Raw genomic sequence first — 1336 nt, 5'->3', positions numbered from 1 at the left:
ACGGGATCGTCCAGGCGTGGGTCGACGGTGCCCCCAACTACGGCATCCAGCTCACCGCGGGTAGCGAATCCGACTTGCGGAACTGGCGACGCTACCGCTCCGAGGACGCCGGCGGCTGCACCACGACGCCGCTCGAAAGCTGCAAGGGAACGCTCCACCCGCCCATCCTCACCGTGGACGTCGCACTTCCGGAGCCGCCTCATCAGGAGAGGGTCGTCATCGCAGTACCGGAACCCCTGCAAACCCTTCCTGACTACGACCAGGCGGTCGCGATGTCGACACGTGCGGGGACGACGGCGGAGGAGCTTCTATCGATCGGTGTGCCCGATGACGTACTTGATGCCACCATCGCGAACCGCAATGGGATGGCAGACACGGTCGGCACTGACAAGCTCAGCCCGGACGACGCGAGTGTTCCGGAGCCGGACGACACCGGCGGCTCTGACGGAGAAGACGTCCTCGATCCGCGCGTGCTGACCCACGAGCCCGCCGCTGATGCAATCGAGGTCCCGCTCGACGCAGTAGCACGGGTGACGTTCACCGAGCCAGTTGGCGGTGCGGAGGTCACAGTACGTGCGGCAGGCGGCACTGCTGTCCCGGGTTCCCTAGACTTCAGCAACGAGGGCACTGTCGTGACGTTCACTCCGGACCAGCCATGGGGCCCGGGAACCACGTACTCGGTGGAAGTCGCCTGGGCGATGGACGCCGTGGAAAACACGATGGAGCCGTACTCGTGGTCTTTCCGAACGGTTGACCAGGCGGCCGCCCACTGGAGGTTTGACGAGGGAGATGGTCGTACGGCTGCCGACTCGTCAAACAATGATCGTCACGCGACTTTGAACGACACGGCGGCGTGGATTTCCGGCAAGACCGGAAACGCGATCTCGAATACGCCCACGCAGGCGCGGGCGACCGCTTCCCGAAAAGCGGTTCGCGAGGGCAAAGCCGTCGAGATCTCCGACGAGACGACCGCGGCCAGCATCACTCACGCCCAGCCGGACGGAAAGACATTCAAGACCGAGGTCGCGGCCGGTCCGGTGCGGACCAGGCAGGACAGCCGTTGGGTGCCGATCAACACCACCCTGGCCGAGCAGAGCGGAAAGCTCCGCCCCAAAGCCCTCGCCGAGGGCACGGCTGTGGAGGTCTCCCCCGGGGGCACCGCCCCTTTCGTCACGATGACCGCTGACGGACGGTCCTACGCTTTGCGCTGGCCGACACCACTGCCCAAGCCCACCGTCAAGAAGAATGTGGCGACCTACGCCGACGCCGCCGGCAAGGGCGCAGATCTCGTGGTCACCGTACTGCCGACCGGGTTCCGGCACGACGTGGTGCTGCG

1 protein-coding gene is annotated in these 1336 nt (G+C 66.1%); it reads left to right on the top strand.

The genetic code is table 11. The annotated features are described in order from the left end of the window. Window positions 1–1336: Ig-like domain-containing domain (locus BLQ73_RS30755; RefSeq protein ID WP_176955802.1), on the top strand; the 1336-nt coding region annotated here is incomplete at both ends.

Source organism: Sinosporangium album, assembly GCF_900100605.1.
In the GTDB taxonomy this organism is placed as follows: Bacteria; Actinomycetota; Actinomycetes; order Streptosporangiales; family Streptosporangiaceae; genus Sinosporangium; species Sinosporangium album.
Note: the sequence above shows the minus strand (reverse complement) of the source record. Positions and strands in the feature narration are given on the sequence as shown.